This window comes from Candidatus Hydrogenedentota bacterium, assembly GCA_012523015.1.
Lineage (GTDB): Bacteria > Hydrogenedentota > Hydrogenedentia > Hydrogenedentales > CAITNO01 > JAAYBJ01.
In genome coordinates this window covers 1-4,266 of record JAAYJI010000069.1, presented here as the reverse complement: position 1 = coordinate 4,266, position 4,266 = coordinate 1, and the positions used below count along the sequence as shown (strand labels likewise).

The window sequence follows — 4,266 nt, the reverse complement described above, 5'->3', positions numbered from 1 at the left end:
TCGACGAAGAGAGTCTACAAAGACCTCTGCAAACCATTGACACCACTTAGGATTCGCGAGTTGTGCCTGATCTTTGGGATGCTGCATGTTGGCGATTTCTATGAGCACCTTCGTCGGAATGACGTTATAGCGCAGTACACCGGGCAAAAAGACCTGGGTCTTGCCGCGGCGGATCACATTACGGATGGGGTCGCCGGCATCGTGCACCTTCAGGGGCGGGTTATGGCCGCGCATGCTGTTGAGCAGGGTGTTGGCGAAGACGCGTGATAAGGCCTCGTAGCGTTTGCGCTGCTCGGCGGTTGTCGTCGGTGTCGGGTTTCTTTTCACCTCTTCATAGTGCTGATATTTATTTGCTGTTGAGGAAACAGGATCTTTCCTATATTGTGCGCCCGGCACATAGACCATGGCACCCCGTAAAGTCTCATTAAATACGGAGTCGCAATGAATGCTGGCAAAAATAATTTTGCGGTCATCTACGCCTTTTTTGCGCTCTTTAAAATAGATGTCGTTGGCGAGATAATAGCGCAGGATGACGGAGACATCGCTGTCTTTATTCTCATAGTGCGGCGTTGTCGTAAGCCGTTCCTGTGTGTCATGACGGAATTTTGTGGCGTCCGTCGGTTTATAGCCTTGCGTAGGATCCAATACGGTCACATAGACGGTGGCTTGTGTTTCCGATTCCAAAATAGCTTTGATGCGGCAGACGATGTCGTAGTTGATTTCATCTTCAAAAAGAGACAGCGATTCAACGGCAGCACCGCGGTCGCGACCACCATGACCCGGATCCAAAACCACAACGACGCCCTGCAAGTCTTTCGAGTAAACGCGATCTGCCTGGAAACGGCGTTCCTCTTGGCGGACGGATTCATAGCGGCGGCGGCCCTCAGATTGGGCGGGTTTGTAGCGGTCGGAAAGCATTTCAACAGGGATCAGGATCTTCTGACCGGCCTTCATCGTATGAACATCTGCGATGCCGCTCTTTTTCGCGATGATATCGCAGGCTTCCAAAATATCTTTGTTCTCCCGATAGTCTGTAAAACGAACGACCACGGCAGAATAGAGACTTTCCCCTTGGCGAAGATAATAAACGCCTTGACCGTCAAGACCGCCTTCATAAGAGAGCAATTCGTCGGTGTTCCCATTTACAAAAGGAAAAGCAATGCCCGGTGTGGCATCAGAGGAGGCGGGGAGAATCGGAGCGCCGGAACTCGTTTTGATGCTCGCCTTTTGCGCTGTCGAAGGGGCGGGAATAACAGGAAGAGGGCGGCGCGCGTGCTCTTTTTGCATGATCGGCAATAACAAGGATTGCGGAACGAAGAGGTGGTCGCTGCGATTTAACGCCTTGGAAAGCCCGCGGTTTTCAGGTTGTGATAAAACCTTAGCGCAATGCTTCGCTGAGCCGGTTAACCATTCTGTCAGTGCTTCTATAGATTCGCCATTGGGCAGCGACGCAAAGCGGACCGTGTGCCACCAGCCCTGTTTATCCACATAATCCAAAGGGAATAATTGCAACAGAATCTGGCGCTGTACGTCTCCCTGTAATTGATGAAAAGGAATCGCCACCGTGCCTTTGTTCGCATAGGTTTGCCAAGAAATTCCGTCGGCGAGATATTTTTGAAAGAAATCCTGTGCGCTCCCTTGGGAAGGGGCAGTACAAAGCACGCCTATTTGCGCGCCCCCTTTATAAAAGGCTGATACATCGTTGTTGAGCGGTTCATGAGCGAGGAAATTCCCCTGACCGAAGGCATACAGAGAAAGTAAACAGGTAGATATAATGATGCCGTTTTGTATTGTGCGCGACACACCAAAAATCACAATCGCTCTCCATCACTGATTCTAAGCAGACCTTATGCCAAGGGGGACCACATTAGAATACTCTAGCATAAATTGTTGACAAATACAATATGTAGATCAGTAAAGCATGAGAAACCACTGTATGGTGTATAGGGAGAGAAAGTCTGCGCTAAAGGCGGAGGGAGCGCCGCACAGCTGCTTACTCTTCTTCAAGCAGAATTGAGGTATAGCGGAATTGGTTGTCGCCTGTGGTGCCGAACATATCGATCCAATTGGAGGGTGCATTACCGGCACGGGTCGTGGCGAGACAAAAAGAGCCGAGAGGATGTTCCAAAGGCACGGGAATCAGGTTTCTGTCCGGAGCGTGTGCGTGGAGAGGCATGATGTTGACGCCGCCCTCTTCGCCGGAAAGACAGATGACCGCGTACAAATGACCTTTCGCCGAAACCTGAAATTTCGCTTGGGATATGCCTCTTTCAGGCGATTCGGGAACGAGCACTTCTTTATGAACCGTGCCATTTGGATCAATCTGGGCAAGTATCAAAGAGGGATCGATGGATTTGTCCGGAAAAAACTTGTCCCGTAATAAAGCGTTTTGCACTTCGAAGCGGATATACAGAATCCACGCGGTCCCGTCAGAATCAATCCACAAATCTTGGTTCGTGATATACCCTGCTGTATCATCAACGGTGTCGATTTCAAGGGCGTCAGCAAAGGGAGTCGTTCTGATGTCCGGTCTCCAGGTGTAGAAGAGACGGCGAAACACATAATCCCATTGCCGCTCGGTTTGTTCGAATTTGTATTCACGCCAAGCGTCTACGGGCTCGACAATGTCGCCGATGGCAAGCATGTAGGCGGCAAAATCATGGAGCGCGGTCTGTGCGTAGCAGGAGCGAATCGGAAAGCTGACGCTGCTCGTCGCGAGGGTCTCCCCATCAGCCGATAAGAGACAGGCGTGTTCCACACTGGTTTTCGCGTCAATGTTGAACATTAACAGGCGATGATTTACAGGGTCAGAAGCAAAGCTGCGGTAGGAGTGATCTGTAAAATAAGGAGCATCTTTCCATTGGGGCAAGATGTGGGTCATGGTGTGGGGGGCGTCGGAAAAGTGAAAGAGCCGTATCCCCGGCAGACAACGGCCGTATTTTGTTCCTTTCGGTTCCAGAGAATCATTCACGTTGATCGCTAAACGATCCGGAGAAATAACGGCAAGAGGGCAGGGTTCACGCTGACGCACAGCAGTGTCTTCGGAAATCATCTTCCATCCCTCAGGGCTGTGCTTTAAGAGCCGCCATTTCGTATTGCATAAGGGCGGCGTGTCCGGATCCGTTTCCATGGCGCTAATATAAACATCTTCTCCCAAGCGCGCTATTTGTGTGCAGCCATAGGACCATAAGGGACCGGAGCCGTTATCCGGAGGAGTCAACAAAAAGACTTCAGACTCTTCCATTACCTTCGCCGTTACCGTTGCGAAGACGGCGGTGTTGACGCAGATGAGTACGGCGCAGCAGATGAAACTCTTTGCAAGACAAGACAGACGAAATGTCACGGGACCATCTCCTAAATTTTGCTGTAAATAGATTCTTGAGGCCTTCAAAGAACGAGAGGAAGATGCGCGGGCGCATAGTTTTAGTGATGCAGCATTTTCCCTTGTTTCATGGAAAGGTAGCCCGCCATGATATGACCGATAATACCGAAGGCATCTTCCACAGGCCCATATTCATCCAAGGTGGCGGGGATGTGAATGGAAACATCAGAGATGCCGATCATGGAGCCGCCGGTAAATCCGCATATGCCGATGGTGGCGGCGTCATGTTCTTTGGCATATCGGAGCGCACGAATAATGTTCGGGCTGTTACCGCTCACGGACATGGCAAGCACCACATCGCCGGGTTGCAAATAAACTTTGAGTTGGTTTAGGAATATGCTTTCGTAGCCGCAGTCATTGCCGAGCGCGGTTACGGTGCTCACATTATCGGTCAGGGAGAAGGCACGGAGCGCGGGTTTCCCTTCTTGGTAAGCGCCGGCAACCATATCATTTACAATATGCGACGCCAGACCGGCGCTGCCGCCGTTGCCGATGAGGTAAATGGCTTTGTTATCGTTGCGCGCCTTATCCAGAATCTCCATGGCTTGGGTCATGGCTTCTCCGCTGATACCTTCCAGCACTTCGGCGAGTCGGGCATTATACAGCTTAATATAGTCGGCGAAAGATTCGGCTTGATTAAATAATTCAGAAAGTTTATACATGATTTCCTCCGGATAAAGGTTGTTGGGTTTGTTGCGGTTTAAAAAAATAGGATGGATCTACACGAATTCAATACCATCATAGGATACATGCTCTATGGAGAAATAAAGTATATCACGATATCCAATGTTTTTGTAAGCTCTGTCTATGTCAATTGAATATGGCGTCATACCAAATTTAAATTTGATATTTATCATGAATACTATAAAATGTTGTTAATATTG

Annotated in this window: 3 protein-coding genes; all 3 read right to left on the bottom strand. The window is 49.8% G+C overall.

From position 1 onward, the window contains the following. Window positions 1-1,815: N-acetylmuramoyl-L-alanine amidase (locus GX117_02870; protein ID NLO32288.1), on the bottom strand; the 1,815-nt coding region annotated here is incomplete at its 3' end. 178 nt (window positions 1,816-1,993) lie between these two features. After that, a complete protein-coding gene (locus GX117_02865) occupies window positions 1,994-3,343 on the bottom strand; it encodes a hypothetical protein (GenBank protein ID NLO32287.1) in 1,350 nt (449 codons plus the stop codon). A gap of 80 nt (window positions 3,344-3,423) precedes the next feature. Continuing rightward, the gene (locus GX117_02860) at window positions 3,424-4,044 is read right to left on the bottom strand and encodes an SIS domain-containing protein (GenBank protein ID NLO32286.1); all 621 of its coding nucleotides are present in this window, start codon (window positions 4,042-4,044) and stop codon (window positions 3,424-3,426) included. Between the last annotated feature and the right edge of the window lie 222 nt (window positions 4,045-4,266).

Bases quoted from the DNA above. Each gene is read 5' to 3' on its own strand.
- GX117_02860 (NLO32286.1), bottom strand. From the start codon at position 4,044: ATGTATAAACTTTCTGAATTATTTAATCAAGCCGAATCTTTCGCCGAC.